The 17055-nt window shown below is 73.0% G+C and carries 12 protein-coding genes; 5 read left to right on the forward strand and 7 right to left on the reverse strand.

All coding sequences use genetic code 11. The annotated features are described in order from the left end of the window. Nucleotides 1-61: 61 nt before the first annotated feature. The 4 genes from ACPC54_RS29960 to hrcA all read right to left on the reverse strand — a co-directional run bounded on the left by ACPC54_RS29960 (nucleotide 62) and on the right by hrcA (nucleotide 6464). Nucleotides 62-3313: a S41 family peptidase gene (locus ACPC54_RS29960; RefSeq protein WP_498969257.1), complete on the reverse strand. Its 3252-nt coding sequence runs from the start codon at nucleotides 3311-3313 to the stop codon at nucleotides 62-64. A gap of 70 nt (nucleotides 3314-3383) precedes the next feature. Then, entirely contained in the window at nucleotides 3384-4133 is a 750-nt protein-coding gene (locus tag ACPC54_RS29965; protein WP_498969258.1) for a 16S rRNA (uracil(1498)-N(3))-methyltransferase, read from the reverse strand. Nucleotides 4134-4212: 79 nt separating this feature from the next. Further along, nucleotides 4213-5352: a molecular chaperone DnaJ gene (gene dnaJ, locus ACPC54_RS29970; protein WP_498969259.1), complete on the reverse strand. Its 1140-nt coding sequence runs from the start codon at nucleotides 5350-5352 to the stop codon at nucleotides 4213-4215. Nucleotides 5353-5429: 77 nt separating this feature from the next. Next, the gene (gene hrcA / locus ACPC54_RS29975; protein WP_498969260.1) at nucleotides 5430-6464 is read right to left on the reverse strand and encodes a heat-inducible transcriptional repressor HrcA; all 1035 of its coding nucleotides are present in this window, start codon (nucleotides 6462-6464) and stop codon (nucleotides 5430-5432) included. Between the two features lie 267 nt (nucleotides 6465-6731). On the opposite strand from hrcA, the gene htpX reads away from it, so the two are divergent. From htpX to ACPC54_RS29990, 3 genes are read left to right on the forward strand one after another with little or no spacing between them, the layout of a single operon-like run. After that, entirely contained in the window at nucleotides 6732-7652 is a 921-nt protein-coding gene (gene htpX, locus ACPC54_RS29980) for a zinc metalloprotease HtpX (protein WP_498969261.1), read from the forward strand. A 31-nt stretch (nucleotides 7653-7683) separates the two neighbouring features. Continuing rightward, nucleotides 7684-8268 (forward strand): PspA-associated protein PspAB, encoded by a 585-nt coding sequence (gene pspAB / locus ACPC54_RS29985; RefSeq protein ID WP_498969263.1) that lies wholly within the window; start codon nucleotides 7684-7686, stop codon nucleotides 8266-8268. Nucleotides 8269-8296: 28 nt separating this feature from the next. Continuing rightward, nucleotides 8297-9130, forward strand: a complete 834-nt coding sequence (locus ACPC54_RS29990; RefSeq protein ID WP_498969264.1) for a DUF3097 domain-containing protein — start codon at nucleotides 8297-8299, stop codon at nucleotides 9128-9130. Here the strand turns inward: ACPC54_RS29990 and ACPC54_RS29995 are convergent. The 3 genes from ACPC54_RS29995 to ACPC54_RS30005 all read right to left on the reverse strand — a co-directional run bounded on the left by ACPC54_RS29995 (nucleotide 9121) and on the right by ACPC54_RS30005 (nucleotide 12938). Beyond that, nucleotides 9121-9678 (reverse strand): Uma2 family endonuclease, encoded by a 558-nt coding sequence (locus ACPC54_RS29995; RefSeq protein WP_498969265.1) that lies wholly within the window; start codon nucleotides 9676-9678, stop codon nucleotides 9121-9123. The two genes, ACPC54_RS29990 and ACPC54_RS29995, sit on opposite strands and share 10 nt — an antisense overlap. A 40-nt stretch (nucleotides 9679-9718) precedes the next feature. Further along, nucleotides 9719-10948: a radical SAM family heme chaperone HemW gene (gene hemW / locus ACPC54_RS30000; RefSeq protein WP_498969266.1), complete on the reverse strand. Its 1230-nt coding sequence runs from the start codon at nucleotides 10946-10948 to the stop codon at nucleotides 9719-9721. 67 nt (nucleotides 10949-11015) lie between these two features. Continuing rightward, nucleotides 11016-12938, reverse strand: a complete 1923-nt coding sequence (locus tag ACPC54_RS30005) for an AMP-dependent synthetase/ligase (protein ID WP_498969268.1) — start codon at nucleotides 12936-12938, stop codon at nucleotides 11016-11018. 367 nt (nucleotides 12939-13305) lie between these two features. Between ACPC54_RS30005 and ACPC54_RS30010 the strand changes: the two genes are divergently transcribed. Both ACPC54_RS30010 and ACPC54_RS30015 read left to right on the forward strand, forming a co-directional pair. After that, nucleotides 13306-15039 (forward strand): ABC transporter ATP-binding protein, encoded by a 1734-nt coding sequence (locus ACPC54_RS30010; RefSeq protein WP_498969269.1) that lies wholly within the window; start codon nucleotides 13306-13308, stop codon nucleotides 15037-15039. After that, nucleotides 15036-17051, forward strand: coding sequence for an ABC transporter ATP-binding protein (locus ACPC54_RS30015; RefSeq protein WP_498969271.1), 2016 nt, complete (start codon nucleotides 15036-15038; stop codon nucleotides 17049-17051). Before ACPC54_RS30010 ends, ACPC54_RS30015 begins: the two co-directional genes overlap by 4 nt. The last annotated feature ends 4 nt before the right edge of the window (nucleotides 17052-17055 follow it).

Below are 17055 nucleotides of genomic sequence, written 5' to 3' on the forward strand. Positions count from 1 at the left end.
ACCCGGTGCCGACGTTCCTCGCTCCGGCGCTCCTTCGGCTCGGGGCGGCCCCGTACACGATCTACTCCCAGGGGGCCGGCGGCGCCGTCCGGGCCGGCGCACCGGCCAGGGCCGCGAGCGCGATCCGCACGCCCTCGGCCAGCTGCGGGTCCTCCCCCGCCGCCCAGTGGTGCGGGGCGCACGGCACCTCGACGTCCGGGTCGACGCCGTGGTTCTCCACGCCCCAGCCGTAGTTCTCCAGCCAGGACGCGTACTTGGGCTGGGTGACCAGGGTGCCGTCGACCAGCTGGTAGCGGCTGTCGATGCCGATCACCCCGCCCCACGTCCGGGTGCCGACCACGGGGCCGATGCCCAGCGCCTGGATCGCCGCGTTGACGATGTCGCCGTCCGAGCCGGACATCTCGTCGGCCAGCGCGACCACCGGCCCGCGCGGCGCGTCCGCCGGGTACGGCACCGGGTGGGCGAGGTCGCGGGCGAAGGTCCAGCCGACGATCCGGCGGGCCAGCTTCTCGATCACCAGCTGCGAGGTGTGGCCGCCCCGGTTCTCCCGGACGTCGACGACCAGGCCCTCCTTCGCCATCTCGGTGGTCAGGTCGCGGTGCAGCTGCGCCCAGCCGGCCGCCTGCATGTCGGGGATGTGCAGGTAGCCGAGCCGCCCGCCGGACAGCTCGCGCACCGCGCCCCGCCGCCCGGCCACCCAGTCGTGGTAGCGCAGCGGCTCCTCGTCGGCGAGCGGGACGACGACCGGGTGGCGCCGGTCGGTGCCGTCCTTGCCGGCCACGGTCAGCTCGACCGGCTGCCCGGCGGTGCCGGCCAGCAGCGGCGCCGGGCCGGTGGCCGGGTCCACCGGGCGACCGTTGACGGCGAGGACCGCGTCGCCCTGGCGGATCGCGGCGCCCGGCGCGGCCAGCGGCGAGCGGGCCCGCGGGTCGGAGGACTCGCCGGGCAGGATCCGGGCGATCCGCCACTGCCCGCCGTCGAGGACCAGATCGGCGCCGAGCAGGCCCTGGCGGCGGGCGGGCTCGGTGTAGCGGCCGTACGGCGCCACGTAGGCGTGCGAGGTGCCGAGCTCGCCGTGCACCTCCCAGAGCAGGTCGACCAGTTCGTCGTGCGAGCCGACCCGCTCGACCAGCGGCCGGTAGCGCTCCAGCACGCCCGCCCAGTCGACGCCGTCCAGGTCCGGGCGCCAGAAGTTGTCACGCATCAGCCGGCCGTTCTCGGCGTACATCTGCCGCCACTCCGCGGCCGGGTCGACGCTCACCCGCAGCCGGGTGAGGTCGACGGTGGTCTCGTCGTCCTCGCCGCCCGCCTTGTGGTCGGCGGGGACGATCCGCAGCTCGCCCTCGTCCAGCACGGCCACCCGGGTGCCGTCGCCGCTGACCGTGAAGTCGTCGAGGCCGTGCACCAGTTGCTCGGCACGGCGCCGCTTCAGGTCGAACCGCTCCAGCACCGGCCGGGGCCGCTGGTCGTCCAACGAGGCCGCGTCGTCGCCGAGTTCGCCGAGCAGCGGGGAACGCGTCCACAGCACGCCGTCCTTGGCGGCGCGCAGCCGGCCGAAGCGGCCGCCCTCGACCGGGAACGGCACGATCCGGTCGGCGATGCCGTCCAGGTCGACCCTGGTCACCGGCGCGGCGTCGGCCGCGCCCTCCTCGCCGTCCGGCTTCTTGGCGCGCGGCTCGTCCTCCTCGCCGCCGAGCGGGCGCCCGGCCCGCTGCGGCCCGAACGGCGAGGGCGTGTCGGCGGCCAGCGTGACCAGGTACGGGCGGCAGCCGCCGGGGAAGGCCAGGTCGAAGCCGTGCGCGTCGTACACCGGGTCGAAGTTGCGCACCGACAGGAAGGCCAGGTAGCGGCCGTCCGCGGTGAAGGCCGGCGAGGTGTCGACGAAGCGCGGCTGGGTGGCCTCGCCGACCGTGCGGGTGGCGAGGTTCGCCAGCGCGATCTGGCGCAGCGAGTACGCGCCGAGGCCGTGCACCGGGCGGGACCAGGCCAGCCAGGCCGAGTCCGGGCTGAACACCAGCCCGCTGACCTCGCCGTCCCGGCTGCGGTCCAGCTCGTGCACGGCGCCGTCGGCCAGCGACACCAGCAGCACCCGGCCGTCGTGCACGCCGAGCGCGGCCTGCTTGCCGTCCGGGGAGACCGCCAGCGAGTTGACCCGGCCCAGCTGCCCGGCGGCGAGCCGGCGGCGCTCGGCGCCCTGCACGGCCGGGGTGAACTCCAGCCCGTCCTCGCCCTCGGCGTCGGACACCCACAGCACGCCCTGGGCGCCGTCCTCGCCCTGCACCACCCGGGCCAGGCGCCCGCGCACGCCCGGGGTCTCGTCCAGCACCCGGGCCGGGCCCTCGCGGTGGGTCAGCCAGTGCACGCCGCCGCGCACCACCACGGCGCTGGCCCGGCCGGTGCGGTCGGGCGAGACGGACTCCAGCCAGTGCGCGGCGTGCACCGGGCGGGGGCGGCGGCCGGTGCGCGGGCCGGCCAGCCGGACGTCGAGGCGGCGCGGCCCGGCGCCGTCCAGGTCGTCCAGGTCGTCCAGCAGCCAGACCTCGCCGGCCCGGTGGAAGACCACCCGGGCGCCGTCGGTGGCGGCGCCGCGGGCGTAGAAGCCGTCCGGGTCGGCGGTGTGGCGGCGCAGGTCGGAGCCGTCCGGCAGGCTGGACCACAGCTCGCCGACGCCCTCGTGGTCGGACAGGAACGCGATCCGGCCGCCGACCCACATCGGCGAGTCGAGCTGGCCGTCCAGCTCCCCGTGGACGCGGACGAACTCGTCCCCGTCCCGGCCGAGCCACAGCTTGCCGGCCCGGCCGCCCCGGTAGCGCTTCCACCAGGCCGGCTCGCGGTTGTTGCTGGTGACCAGCAGCACCCGGTCGCCGCCCGGCTCGAAGGCCAGCCCGCCGACCGGCCCGTACGGCAGCCGCCGCGACGCGCCGCCGTCCAGCGGCACGGCGTGCGCCCAGGTGCGGCGCGGGCTCGCCTCACCGGCCGTGGTCGCGGCGACCGGGCGGCCGTCCGGTGTCCAGCCGAGCGTCCGGGTCTGGTCGCTGCCCCAGTGGGTGAGCCGCCGGGACGGGCCGCCGTCCACCGGCACCACGTGCACCTCGGGGGCGCCGTCGCGGGTGGAGGTGAAGGCGATGTTCCGCCCGTCCGGGGAGAACCGGGGGTGGTGCACCGGCAGGTGATCGGCCGTCAGTCGCCAGGCCCGGCCGCCGTCCAGCGGGGCGAGCCAGAGGTCGTCCTCGGCGACGAAGGTGAGCAGGTCACCGTGCAGGTGGGGGTGGCGCGGATAGGCGCCCGCGGAGGTGCTGAGGGAGTCCGTCACGCGGCCAGCGTAGGCAGCCGCACCGCCCGCCCGCCCACGATTTCGGCAGACGCGCCCGGCGCCCGGGAGCTCAGGACCAGCGGCCGGTGCGCCCCAGCAGCAGCGCGCCCGCCGCCACCCCGGCGGTCGAGGTGCGCAGCACCGAGGGGCCGAGCCGGTACGGCTTCGCGCCGGCCTCGGCGAAGGCCGCCAGCTCCTCCGGCGACACCCCGCCCTCCGGGCCGACCACCAGCACCACGTCACCGCTGTGCGGCAGCGCGGCGTGCGCCAGCGGCTCGGCGCCCTCCTCGTGCAGCACGGCGGCGAACGCGGCCCCGGCCAGCACGGGCAGCAGCTGCCGGGTCGTCACCGGCTCGCCCACCTCGGGGAAGCGCAGCCGGCGGGACTGCTTGCCCGCCTCCCGGGCGGTGGCCCGCCACTTGGCGAGCGCCTTGGCGCCGCGCTCGCCCTTCCACTGGGTGATGCAGCGCGAGGCCGACCACGGGATCACCGCGTCCACGCCGACCTCGGTCATGGTCTCCACGGCCAGTTCGCCGCGGTCGCCCTTCGGCAGCGCCTGGACGACCACGATCCGCGGCGCCGGCGCCGGCTCGCGGCGCACGGCCGCCACCGTCACGTCGATCGCGTCCTTGCCGAGCACCTCGGCGACCGTCCCGTCCACGCCGAGCCCCAGCCCGTCCGCGAGCGTCACCGCCTCGCCGGCCGTCAGCCGCTTCACCGCGGCCGCGTGCCGCCCCTCGGGCCCGTCCAGGCGCACCACCGAGCCGGGCGCGGCGGCGGCGATCCGCTCGGTCTCGACGACGAACACGGGCGCGGTCATGACGGGGTACCTCCGGGTGGGTGGGGACACGGAAAGGGTGCCGGGGATCTCCCCCGGCACCCTTCACGACGAGCGGGACTCAGCGGCCGTTGAAGGCGTCCTTCAGGCGCGAGAACAGCCCCTGCTGGCCCGGCGCGAACTGGCCGGACGGCCGCTCCTCGCCGCGCAGCACCGCGAGTCGGCGCAGCAGCTCCTCCTGCTCGGCGTCGAGCTTGGTGGGCGTCTGCACCTCGACGTGCACTATCAGGTCGCCCCGGCCGCCGCCGCGCAGGTGGGTGATGCCGCGCCCGTGCAGCGGGATCGACTGGCCGGACTGGGTGCCGGGCCGGATGTCGACCTCCTCCAGCCCGTCCAGGGTCTGCAGCGGCACCTGGGTGCCGAGCGAGGCCGCCGTCATCGGGATGGTGACGGTGCAGTGCAGGTCGTCCCCGCGGCGCTGGAAGACGCTGTGGGTGGTCTCGGCGATCTCGACGTACAGGTCGCCGGCCGGGCCGCCGCCCGGGCCGACCTCGCCCTCGCCGGCCAGCTGGATGCGGGTGCCGTTGTCGACACCGGCCGGGATCTTGACCGTCAGGGTGCGGCGGGCGCGCACGCGGCCGTCGCCGGCGCACTCCGGGCACGGGGTCGGCACGACGGTGCCGAAGCCCTGGCACTGCGGGCAGGGGCGGGAGGTCATGACCTGGCCCAGGAAGGACCGGGTGACCTGGGAGACCTCGCCCTTGCCGCGGCACATGTCGCAGGTCTGCGCGGAGGTGCCGGGGGCCGCGCCCTCGCCGCTGCACGTGGTGCAGGTGACGGCGGTGTCGACCTGGAGCTCCTTGGTGGTGCCGAACGCGGCCTCCTCCAGGGTGATCTCCAGCCGGATCATGGCGTCCTGGCCGCGGCGGGTGCGCGAGCGCGGGCCGCGCTGGCCGGCCGCGGCGCCGAAGAAGGCGTCCATGATGTCGGAGAAGCCGAAGCCCGCCGCGCCGGCGCCGAAGCCGCCCGCGCCGCCGCCGCCCGGGGAGAGCGGGTCGCCGCCGAGGTCGTAGACCTGGCGCTTCTGCGGGTCGGAGAGCACCTCGTAGGCGGCGTTGATCTCCTTGAACCGCTCCTGCGTCTTCGGGTCCGGGTTGACGTCCGGGTGCAGTTCGCGCGCCAGGCGCCGGAACGCCTTCTTGATCTCGTCCTGCCCCGCATCCCGTCGGACGCCGAGTACCGCGTAGTAGTCCGTGGCCACCAAATGCTCCGCTTGTTCCGCCTGTAGTAGTGCTGCGACTGGACGCCCCCGTCAGAATTCTGACGGAAGCCTGCTTGCTACGACTCGGCCAGGATCTGACCCACGTACCGTGCCACCGCCCGCACCGCCCCCATTGTGCCCGGGTAGTCCATCCGGGTCGGACCGATCACCCCCAGTTTGGCCACGCTCTCGTCGCCCGAACCGTAGCCGACCGACACCACCGAGGTGGAATTCAGCCCCTCGTAGGCGATCTCCCGCCCGATCCGGACCGTCATCCCGGCGTCCGCGGTCTCACCCAGGAGGCGGAGCAGGACGACCTGCTCCTCCAGGGCCTCCAGCACCGGCTGGATGGTGAGCGGGAAGTCGTGCCCGAAGCGGGTCAGGTTGGCCGTGCCGGCCAGCATGATCCGCTCCTCGTTCTGCTCGGCGAGCGCCTCGAACAGGGTCGCCAGGACCGTGCTGACGGTCGGCCGGTCGCCCTGCTCGAACTGGCCCGGCAGCTCCTCCAGGAGCCCCGGGACGTCCGGCAGCCGCTGGCCCGCCGCCCGCGCGTTGATCCGGGCCCGCAGGTCCGCCAGGACGGTCTCGCCGACCGTGCCCGGGCAGTCCACGATCCGCTGCTCGACCCGGCCGGTGTTGGTGATCAGCACCAGCATCACCTTGGCCGGGGCCAGCACCACCAGCTCGATGTGCCGCACCGTCGAGCGCGACAGCGAGGGGTACTGGACGACGGCCACCTGCCGGGTCAGCTGGGCGAGCAGCCGCACGGTGCGCGCGACCACGTCGTCCAGGTCGACGGCGCCGTCCAGGAAGTGCCGGATCGCCCGGCGCTCGGGGGCGCTCATCGGCTTGACCTCGGCCAGCCGGTCCACGAACAGGCGGTACCCCTTGTCGGTGGGGATGCGCCCGGCGCTGGTGTGCGGCTGGTGGATGTAGCCCTCCTCCTCCAGCGCCGCCATGTCGTTGCGCACCGTCGCCGGGGAGACGCCGAGGTTGTGCCGCTCCACCAGCGCCTTGGAGCCGACCGGCTCCTCGGTGCCGACGTAGTCCTGGACGATGGCGCGCAGCACGGCGAGCTTGCGCTCGTCCAGCTGGCGGACCTCACCGGCCATGGGCACGCACCTCCGTCGTCGCACGTTGTCCGTCTGTGATGCTGCGGGCCGCTCCGGCGAAGGACCCGGATCCTGGCACTCCGAACACACGAGTGCCAGAACCGTACCTGCCAGTGTACGGCCCGGGTCCGACCGCAGGAACGGCCCGGCCGGAGTGATCCTGCCCGCAGTTCCGCCCGTCCGGCGCGACACGGCCCGCGCGCGGGTGGTGCCCGGCGGCCGTCCGGGTGGCAGCATCGAAAGCGACGGCGTTGGGAGGAGCAAGCGATGACCAGCTCGGGCCAGCACACCCGGTTCGCCCCCGACCGCGGCCTGACCAGCCGCATGGTCGCCACCATGTTCGTGATCGGGCTGCTGTACGTCGGATTCACCGGCCTGCTGATCGCGCTGCTGCGCGGCGCCTGGCCGCTGATCGTCCTGATCTCCGGCGGGCTGTTCGTGGCCCAGTTCTGGTTCAGCGACAAGATCACCGAGCGGGCGATGGGCGCCCGCCCGGTCAGCCCCGAGCAGTACCCCCAGCTGCACGGCACGGTCGACCGGCTCTGCGCCCTCGCCGACATGCCCAAACCCCGGGTGGCGGTCGCCGACAACGACATGCCGAACGCCTTCGCCACCGGCCGCAACCCGCAGAACGCCGTGGTCTGCGTCACCACCGGCCTGCTGCGCCGGCTGGAGCCCGAGGAGCTGGAGGGCGTCCTCGCGCACGAGCTGTCGCACGTCGCCCACCGGGACGTCGCCGTGATGACCGTCGCCGGCTTCCTCGGCGTCCTCGCCGGGGCGATGACCCGGATCGCCCTGTACGGCGGGTTCATGGGCGGCGGGCGCAACAACAACGACCAGAACGCGGCCATCGCGGCCCTGATCATCCCGCTGGTGTCGATGGTCGTCTACGCCATCAGCTTCCTGCTCACCCGGCTGCTCTCCCGCTACCGCGAGCTCGCCGCCGACCGCGCCGCCGCCCAGCTCACCGGCCGGCCCAGCGCCCTCGCCGCCGCGCTCACCAAGGTCACCGGGCAGATCGCCGCCATCCCCACCGAGGACCTGCGCAAGTCGCAGCCGTACAACGCCTTCTACTTCGCCCCCGCGCTGAGCGCCCGGGAGACCGCCGCGCAGCTGTTCTCCACCCACCCGACGCTGGAGAAGCGGCTGGCGCAGCTCGCGAAGATCTCCGAGCAGCTCGGCCGCTGACCGCCCCTTCCCGACCGACGAGAGGACCGCCGTGGGATTCCTGGACACGCTGTTCGGGCGCAGCAAGCCCGTCAGGCCCGACCTCGACCAGCTGTTCGGCGTGCCGTCCGCCGCCCTCACCCTGGAGGCCGCCGCCGGGTTCCTGCCCACCGGGCTCGGGGCGGTCTGCTTCGCGGCCGTCGAGGGTGCGGCCTTCGTCCAGGTCGAGCAGCAGGTCCGCGCCCTGCTCGACGCCGACACCGAGCGCGGCGGCGTCCCCGTCGAGGCCTCCAAGGACGGCTACGGCTACTCCTGGCTGCTCGCCCGGCACCGGCCCGAGGAGCTGCCGGAGCTGGTCAACGACCTGCACGCGGTCAACAGCGAGCTGGAGGCGAACGGATTCGGGCCGCAGCTGCTCTGTTCGCTGGTCGGCTTCCGCAACGCGGACGGGCAGTCGCTGGCGCTGGTCTACCTCTACAAGCGCGGCACCTTCTACCCGTTCGCCCCGATGCCCGGCGGCGGAGAGCGCCGCAACAGCCCGCTGGAGCTGCAGGTCAACGCCATGCTGGGGAACGACCTGCGGCTGGAGAAGGACCTCGGCCGCTGGTTCCCGGTCTGGGGTGCGCCGGGGCTCTGACGGCCCGTCCGTCCGTATAGTCGCCTGCATGCGCAGCCGCCAGTACGGACCCGACCTGACCCCGCCGTGGAAGAAGCAGGCCCCCGCCCCGGAGGTCGCCGCCGAGCGCGACCTGGTCGTGGAGGAGGCCGCCACCGGCTTCTGCGGGGCGGTGGTGCGCTGCGAGAAGACGGCGGAGGGGTTCACCGTCACCCTGGAGGACCGCTTCGGCAAGCACCGGGTGTTCCCGCTGGTCCCGCGCGGCTTCCTGCTGGAGGGCCGGGTCGTCACCCTGGTCCGCCCGGCCGGGCCCGCCCCCTCCCGCACCCCGGGCCGCACCGCCTCCGGCTCGGTCGCCGTCCCCGGCGCCCGCGCCCGGGTCGCCCGCGAGTCCCGCATCTACGTCGAGGGCCGGCACGACGCCGAGCTGGTCGAGCGGGTGTGGGGCGACGACCTGCGGATCGAGGGCGTCGTCGTCGAGTACCTGCGGGGCATCGACGACCTGCCCGCGATCGTCGCCGACTTCGCCCCGGGCCCGGGCCGGCGCCTCGGCGTCCTGGTCGACCACCTGCTCCCGGGAACGAAGGAGCACCGCATCGCCGCCAAGGTCACCGGCGAGTCGGTCCTGGTCGTCGGCCACCCCTACATCGACATCTGGCAGGCCGTGAAGCCCGCCTCCGTGGGCATCCCCGCCTGGCCCGCCGTCCCCCGGGGTGAGGACTGGAAGGAGGGCACCTGCCGCCGCCTCGGCTGGCCGGTCGACACCCCGGCCGCCTGGAAGCACATCCTGTCCAGGGTCAACAGCTACAAGGACCTCGAACCCGAACTCCTCGGCCGCGTCGAGGAACTGATCGACTTCACGGCCCTGCCGGGTCAGGAGTAGGTCTGGAACTCCGAGGTGTCGAGCGTGATGCCGAGCAGATCCACCGGAATGGGCTCGCCGAACTTGGTCGTCCGCGCGGACACGTAGTCCGGCAGCCCTGAGGCGCTCGACCGGGTCGGTTCGGTGAGCAGCACGCAGACGGCCTTGATCGGGTCGACGATCAGGTACGCCGGAATCGAGCCCTCCGCGTACAGCTCCCGCTTGGTCCGGTAGTCGCGCAGGACGCTGGTCTTCGAGACGACCTCGACCACCAGCGTGAGGAACGGCGCGGGAACCAGGCGGCCGGGGCCCTCGAAGGCGTCCCGCTCGAACACGACCAGATCGGGCTGGGGCTCGCTGGTCAACCCGGGAAGGTCGATGTCCTGCGTGGTCAGGCGGTACCACCTCGCCCGGGGAACCTGGTCCCGGATGGCTTCGACAATGATGTTGTGGACCATGTCCGGCCCGGCCATCATCACGATTTCCCCCCTGATGAGCTCGGCCTTGAAGCCCTCCGGAACCTCCAGCTTCTCGAAGATCCCTGTCACCCGGTCATCGATGGCGGTCATTGCGCGCTCCCTCCGACGGCTGACACCACGTTAACGAGACTCAGTCCACCAGGTCACGTACGACGGCGTCCGCGAGGAGGCGGCCCTGGAGGGTGAGGGCGGCGCGGCCCTGCTCGTAGGGGGTGGCGGCGAGGAGGCCGGCGGTGAGGGCGCGGGCGGCGGCTTCGCGGCCGGTGGGGGTGAGCAGGGACAGCGGGACGCCGTCCACGAGGCGCAGTTCGAGGAGGATGCGTTCGACGCGGCGGTCCTCGTCGGCCAGGACCTCGCGGCCCTGGGCCGGGGTGCGGTGCTCGGCGAGGGCCCGGGCGTAGGCGGCGGGGTGCTTGGCGTTCCACCAGCGGACGCCGCCGACGTGGCTGTGGGCGCCGGGGCCGGCGCCCCACCAGTCGGCGCCGGTCCAGTACAGCTCGTTGTGGCGGCAGCGGCCCTCGGGCGCGGTGGCCCAGTTGGAGACCTCGTACCAGGCGAAGCCGGCCGCGCTGAGCGCCTGTTCGGCGATGAGGTAGCGGTCGGCGTGCACGTCGTCGTCGATCATCGGCAGTTCGCCGCGCTTGACGCGGGCGGCGAGCTTGGTGCCGTCCTCGACGATGAGGGAGTACGCGGAGACGTGGTCGGGCCCGGCGCCGATGGCGGCGTCCAGGGAGGCCCGCCAGTCGTCGTCGCTCTCGCCGGGGGTGCCGTAGATGAGGTCGAGGTTGACGTGCTCGAAGCCGGCGGCGCGGGCCTCGGCGACGCAGGCCTCGGGGCGGCCGGGGGTGTGGTGGCGGTCGAGCAACCGCAGCACGTGCGGGCGGGCGCTCTGCATGCCGAAGGAGATCCGGTTGTAGCCTCCCTCGCGCAGTTCGGCCAGGTACGCCGGGTCGACGGACTCCGGGTTGGCCTCGGTGGTGACCTCGGCGTCGTCGGCGAGCCCGAACTCGTCGCGGATCGCGGCGAGCATCTTCACCAGGTCGCGGGCGGGCAGCAGGGTGGGGGTGCCGCCGCCGAGGAACACCGTGCGCACCGGCAGGTCGGTGTCGCCCAGTACCTTCCGGGCGAGCCGGATCTCGGCGACCACGTTGTCCGCGTACGTCTCCTGCGACGCGACCGCGCCGGAGGAGCGCAGCTCGGTGGCGGTGTAGGTGTTGAAGTCGCAGTAGCCGCAGCGGCTGGCGCAGTAGGGCACGTGCAGGTAGAAGCCGAACGGCCGTGAGCCGAGCCCGGCGAGGGCGTGCGCGGGCAGGGAGCCGTCGGACGGCACCGGTTCGCCGTCGGGGAGTGCGGAGGGCATGCCCCCATTGTCCCGTACGGCTCACCCGAACCGGTGAGGGCCGGTGGGCCGTACGGGACGGGCGGGCTCAGGCCTCGTTGGCGCCCTCGTACATCGCGGCGACGGCGTCCGCGTAGACCCGCTCGACGACCGGGCGCTTGATCTTCAGGCTCGGGGTGAGCTCGCCGTGCTCGACGTCGAGGTCGCGCGGCAGCAGGTGGAACTTCTTGATCGTCTGCCAGCGCTGCAGCTCGCCGTTGAGCCGCTTCACGAAGCCCTCGATCAGCCGGTGCACGGCCGGGTCGGCGACGACCTCGGCGTAGGACTTGCCGGCCAGGCCGTGCTCGGCCGCCCACGGCATGATCACCGACTCGTCGAGGCCGATCAGCGCGGTGCAGTAGTTGCGGCCGTTGCCGATCACCAGGATGTTGCTGGCGAACGGGCAGACCGCCTTGAACTTGCCCTCGACCTCGCTGGGCGCCACGTACTTGCCGCCGGAGGTCTTGAACAGGTCCTTCTTGCGGTCGGTGATGCGCAGGAAGCCGTCCGGGGTGAGCTCGCCGATGTCCTCGGTGTGGAACCAGCCGTCCGGCTCCAGCACCTCGGCCGTCTTCTCCGGCAGGTTGTGGTAGCCCCGCATGACACCGGGGCCGCGCAGCAGGATCTCGCCGTCCTCGGCGATCCGCACCTCGGTGCCGGGCAGCGGGCGGCCGACGGTGCCGATCCGCACGTCCTCGCGGCGGTTGACGCAGGAGCCGGCGCTGGTCTCGCTGAGCCCGTAGCCCTCCAGGATCGGCACGCCGGCGCCGAGGAAGAAGTAGCCGATCTCGGGGGCGAGCGCGGCGCTGCCGGAGACGGCGCCGCGGAACCGGCCGCCGAAGGCCGCCCGGATCTTGGCGTACACCAGCTTGTCGGCCAGCGCGTGCTGCAGCCGCAGGCCGAGCGGGGCGCTCTCGGTGCCGGTGGCGATCCGGCTCTCCTGGACGACCCGGGCGTACTCGCGGGCGACCTGCGCGGCCCACATGAAGATCTTGTACTTGGCGCCGCCCTCGGCCCGGGCCCTGCCGGCGATGCCGTTGTAGACCTTCTCGAAGATGCGCGGCGCGGAGGCCATCGTGGTCGGCCGGATGACCGGCAGGTTGTGGATGATCCGGTCGACCCGGCCGTCCAGGGCCATCACGTGGCCGGTGGCGATCTGGCCGGAGATCAGGGTCTTGCCGAAGACGTGCGACAGCGGCAGCCACATGAACTGGACGTCGTCGGCGGCCAGCAGCCCGCTGACCTCCTGGGCCCGGCCCTCGTACGCCCAGCAGTCGTGCACCAGGCGCACGCCCTTGGGGCGGCCGGTGGTGCCGGAGGTGTAGATGAGGGTGGCGAGCTGCTCCTTGTCGAGCGCGGCCACGGCCTTCTCGACGGCGTCCGGGTGCTGCTCCAGGTACTCGGCGCCGCGCCGTTCCAGCTCCGCGAGGGTGATCAGCTCCAGGCCCGCGGTCTCGGGGGCCCCGGCCGGGGAGTCGAAGAGGATGACGGTGCGCAGCTCGGGCAGCTGGTCGATCTGCCCGGCGACCTTGGCCAGCTGGGCGGTGTTCTCGGCGAACAGCGCCTTGGAGCCGGAGTCGGAGAGGATGAACGCGGTCTCGTCGGCGTTGGTGCTGGGGTAGACCGTGGTGATGGCGGCTCCCGCGCACATCGCCCCGAGGTCGGTGAGGACCCATTCGAGCCGGGTGGAGGAGGCCAGCGCGACCCGGTCCTCCGCCTGGATGCCGAGCGCCATCAGGCCGGCCGCCACCGCCTTCACCCGGACGGCGGTCTGCGCCCAGGTGAGCGAGCGCCACTGCTCCGCGCCGGGGGCCCCGTCCGCGGCGTGCGGGTCGACCGCCGCGGGATAGCGGTAGGCCTCGGCGTTCGGGGTGAGGGCGACGCGCTCCAGGAACAGGTGGGCGACGGAGGCGGGACGCCCGGCGACGATGTCGGCGCTGCCGGAGCCGATCAGGGACTGCGCGGAACTCAACGAGGACCTCCGGAGGCGGGTGGCCGTCTGAGGGGTGGCGCGGCGCCGTGGGGGCCGGTCGCCGGGCCCGCTCGCAACCGGTACGAAACCCGCGGGGTACCGGCCAGTAACAAGGGGGCAACCAGCAGCCTAGGGGGAAATCGGTCATTCCGTAAGAGGGCGGGCCCAGCTGGCACACCCCCACGGGGCCGGTGCCCGCCGCCACCACCGGCCCGCGCCCGCACCACCGACTGGACCGCCGAGCCGGCCGAAGGGTACGGCAAAACCCTGGCAAACTCCCGTGCTGATTGATCGAATCACCCGTACGAGGCCACCCAGGGCCGAGAATTGGGATGCGAACCCTCCCGTCGACGACAAGAGTGTGACAGTGCTGATCAGACTGCTCAGGGCGTACCTGCGCCCCTACTCCCGACCGATCGCCCTGCTGGTCGTGCTCCAGCTGGTGTCCACCCTCGCGGCGCTCTACCTGCCGACCCTGAACGCCGACATCATCGACAGCGGCGTGGTCAAGGGCGACACCGGCTACATCATGCGGGTCGGCGCCGTGATGATCGGCGTCACCCTGGTCCAGGCACTGTGCTCCATCGGCGCCGTCCGCTACGGCGCCCACGCCGCGATGGCCTTCGGCCGGGACGTCCGCGCCGCCGTCTTCGACCGGGTGCAGAGCTTCTCCGCCCGCGAGGTCGGCCAGTTCGGCGCCCCCTCCCTGATCACCCGCACCACCAACGACGTCCAGCAGGTCCAGATGCTCGCCCTGATGAGCTTCACCCTGGTCGTCGCCGCCCCGATCATGTGCGTCGGCGGCATCATCATGGCGCTCAACCAGGACGTCCCGCTGTCCGGCCTGCTGCTCGCCGTCATCCCCGTCCTCGGCACCGTCGTCATCCTGCTGGTCCGCTCGCTGCGCCCCAAGTTCCGCAGCATGCAGGTCAAGATCGACACCGTGAACCGGGTACTGCGCGAGCAGATCACCGGCATCCGCGTCATCCGCGCCTTCGTCAAGGACGACCACGAGCAGAACCGCTTCGACGAGGCCAACCGCGACCTCACCCACACCGCCCTCCAGGTCGGCCGGCTGATGTCCTTCATGTTCCCGGCCGTCATGTTCGTCGTGAACGCCTCCAGCGTCGCCGTCCTCTGGTTCGGCGCCCAGCGCATCGACAGCGGCGGCATGGAGATCGGCGCGCTCACCGCGTTCCTCTCCTACCTGATGCAGATCCTGATGAGCGTCATGATGGCCACCTTCATGTTCATGATGGTGCCCCGCGCCGAGGTCTGCGCCGAACGCATCCAGGAGGTCCTCGACACCTCCTCCAGCGTCGTCCCGCCCGCCGCCCCCGTCACCGAACTGCTGCGCCGCGGCAACCTCGAACTGCGCGACGTCGACTTCCGCTACCCCGGCGCCGAGGCCCCCGTGCTGCGCGGCATCGCCCTCACCGCCCGGCCCGGCGAGACCACCGCCGTCATCGGCTCCACCGGCAGCGGCAAGTCCACCCTGCTCGGCCTCGTCCCCCGGCTCTTCGACGCCACCACCGGCCAGGTCCTGCTCGACGGCGTCGACGTCCGCGACCTCGCCCCCGAGACGATCGCCGACACCGTCGGCCTCGTCCCGCAGAAGCCCTACCTGTTCACCGGCACCATCGCCAGCAACCTGCGCTACGGCCGGCCCGACGCCACCGACGAGGAACTCTGGCACGCCCTGGAGGTCGCCCAGGCCAAGGACTTCGTCGAGAAGATGCCCGAAGGCCTCGACGCCCCCATCGCCCAGGGCGGCAGCAACGTCTCCGGCGGCCAGCGCCAGCGCCTCGCCATCGCCCGCGCCCTCGTCCGCAAACCCGGCGTCTACCTCTTCGACGACTCCTTCTCCGCCCTCGACTACGCCACCGACGCCAGGCTCCGCAAGGCCCTCGCCCGCGAGACCTCCGACGCCACCGTGCTCATCGTCGCCCAGCGCGTCTCCACCATCCGCGACGCCGACCGGATCATCGTCCTCGACGAGGGCGCCGTCGTCGGCACCGGCACCCACCACGAACTCATGGCCGACAACCCGACGTACCGGGAGATCGTGCTCTCCCAGCTCACCGAGCAGGAGGCGGCGTGACCAGCCCCGGCAACAAGCCCGACCCCAAGGCCGGCGGCAAGCCCCAGCCCGGGCTCCCCAGCGACTCGCAGGCCGCCGCCGCCCGCCGCGGCCCCGCCGGGCCCGGCCGCTTCGCCGGCGGCCAGGGCGCCGAGAAGTCCATGGACTTCAAGAACTCCGGCAGACGCGTACTCGGCCTGCTGCGCCCCGAACGCACCCGGCTCTCCGGCATGATCGGCCTCGGCGTGCTCGGCATCGGCTGCGCCGTCGTCGGCCCCAAGGTCCTCGGCCACGCCACCGACCTGATCTTCGCCGGCGTCGTCGGCCCCCGCTTCGACCCCGGCCTCACCAAGGCCCAGGCCGTCGCCGGCCTGCGCGCCCACGGCGACAACGGCATCGCCGACCTGCTCGCCTCCGTCGACTTCACCCCCGGCTCCGGCATGGACTTCGGCGCCATCGGCACCGTGCTGCTCTGGGTACTGGCGATCTACGTCGCCTCCGCCCTGTTCGGCATCGTCCAGGGCCGCCTCGCCACCACCGCCGTCCAGCGCTCCGTCTACCGGCTGCGCCAGGACGTCGAGGCCAAACTCGCCCGGCTGCCGCTCAGTTACTTCGACAAGCAGCCGCGCGGCGAAGTGCTCAGCCGGGTCACCAACGACATCGACAACATCGGCCAGTCCATGCAGCAGACCATGGGACAGGTCGTCAACTCGCTGCTCACCGTGGTCGGCGTGCTCGCGATGATGTTCTGGATCTCCCCGCTGCTCGCCGCGATCGCCCTGGTCGCCGTCCCGCTGTCGGTCGTCGTCGCCGCCAAGGTCGGCAGGCGGGCGCAGCCGCAGTTCGTCCAACAGTGGGCGTCCACCGGCAAGTTGAACGCCCACATCGAGGAGATGTACACCGGGCACACCCTGGTCAAGGCGTTCGGCCGCCAGAAGGAGGCCGCCGAGACCTTCCGCGAGCACAACGAGGCGCTCTACCAGGCCAGCTTCAAGTCCCAGTTCATCTCCGGGATCATCCAGCCCGCCATGATGCTGATCGGCAACCTGCAGTACGTGCTGGTCGCCGTCGTCGGCGGACTGCGGGTGGCCAGCGGCGCCCTGTCCATCGGCGACGTCCAGGCGTTCATCCAGTACTCCCGGCAGTTCAGCCAGCCGCTCACCCAGGTCGCCAGCATGGCCAACCTGGTGCAGTCCGGCGTCGCCTCCGCCGAGCGCGTCTTCGAACTCCTCGACGCCCCCGAGCAGAGCCCCGAACCGGCCATGCCCGAGAAGCCCGACGCCATCCACGGCCGGGTCGCCTTCCAGGACGTCTCGTTCCGCTACGACCCCGACAAGCCGCTCATCGAGGACCTCTCGCTCAAGGTCGAACCCGGCCAGACCGTCGCCATCGTCGGCCCCACCGGCGCCGGCAAGACCACCCTGGTCAACCTGCTGATGCGGTTCTACGAGGTCAGCTCCGGGCGGATCACCCTCGACGGGACCGACATCGCCGCGATGTCCCGCGAGGAACTGCGCTCCGGCATCGGCATGGTCCTCCAGGACACCTGGCTGTTCGGCGGCAGCATCGCCGACAACATCGCCTACGGCGCCCAGGGCGCCACCCTCGACCAGGTCGTCGAAGCCGCCAAGGCCGCCCACGTCGACCGCTTCGTACGCACCCTGCCGGACGGCTACGACACCGTCATCGACGACGAGGGCGCGGGCGTCAGCGCCGGCGAGAAGCAGCTGATCACCATCGCCCGGGCGTTCCTCGCCCAGCCGTCCATCCTGGTCCTGGACGAGGCCACCAGCTCCGTCGACACCCGCACCGAGGTGCTGATCCAGCGCGCCATGGCCCGGCTGCGCACCGGCCGCACCAGCTTCGTGATCGCCCACCGGCTCTCCACCATCCGGGACGCCGACGTGATCCTGGTCATGGAGAACGGCTCGATCGTCGAACAGGGCACGCACGACGAGCTGATCGCCGTCGACGGCGCCTACGCCCGGCTCTACCAGGCCCAGTTCGCCGAGGCCGTGGCCGAGGTCGACTGACCCG

Origin of the sequence: Kitasatospora sp. NPDC094028 (assembly GCF_049543595.1) — a bacterium.
In the GTDB taxonomy this organism is placed as follows: domain Bacteria; phylum Actinomycetota; class Actinomycetes; order Streptomycetales; family Streptomycetaceae; genus Kitasatospora.